At 44.7% G+C, this 619-nt stretch carries 1 protein-coding gene; it reads right to left on the bottom strand.

Annotation, left to right across the window (positions count from 1 at the left end):
* Positions 1-619, bottom strand: a 619-nt coding sequence (locus tag ACERCG_RS12205) for a VENN motif pre-toxin domain-containing protein (protein WP_373612310.1), incomplete at both ends; no start/stop codon positions are given.

The following is a 619-nucleotide window of genomic DNA, read 5'->3' as shown; positions in this document are numbered from 1 at the left end:
CCTCAGCACTTACCCAATCAATAGCTTTCTGTTTAATCTCTGCAGGCAATTCATAAAAGTCTTTGTATCCTTCTATCGAATCCACACCATCTTTCATTGCGGAAAGAACGCCCATATAACACATTAAACCACCATTTTTACAAGCTGCCATATCCTTTTCAAATTCTTGCTGGCTAAGAATTGCATAATTGTTATGAATTGCTTCTAAAGACTCTCCTTTTACGTAAGCTTCACTCAAATCTTTAAGATAATTGACAGAATCACTGGCATTCAGAGAATTATTCTCCACCGCATTCTTTCCAACTCCTTGTCCAGTTTTCACCGATTGAGCTGTTGATAAGGAACTTCCTCCGTTTGCAGATAACCAACCAGCCAACCCAGCCGCTACTTGGCTTAGCTCCGATACCGTCCGTTTTTCCGCTTCCGTCAGGTTTTCAGGCTCTTTGCCGAAGAGGTTTTGAGAGATGATGTTTGCACCCACTTCCCCCGTTACCGCTGCAACCGCTCCTGCACCGGCCTTACCGCCTTGTGCATAGGCTTCCACCGCTCCCCAAAAGGCGTGAGCTATCAGGTTCGCTTCTGTATTACCCTCTGTTGCCTGTTTGATTTCTGTGTTGAT

Source organism: Mannheimia sp. E30BD (genome assembly GCF_041807785.1).
Taxonomy (GTDB): domain Bacteria; phylum Pseudomonadota; class Gammaproteobacteria; order Enterobacterales; family Pasteurellaceae; genus Mannheimia.
The sequence above is the reverse complement of the archived record's forward strand: the minus strand, read 5'-3'. Positions and strand labels throughout refer to the sequence as shown.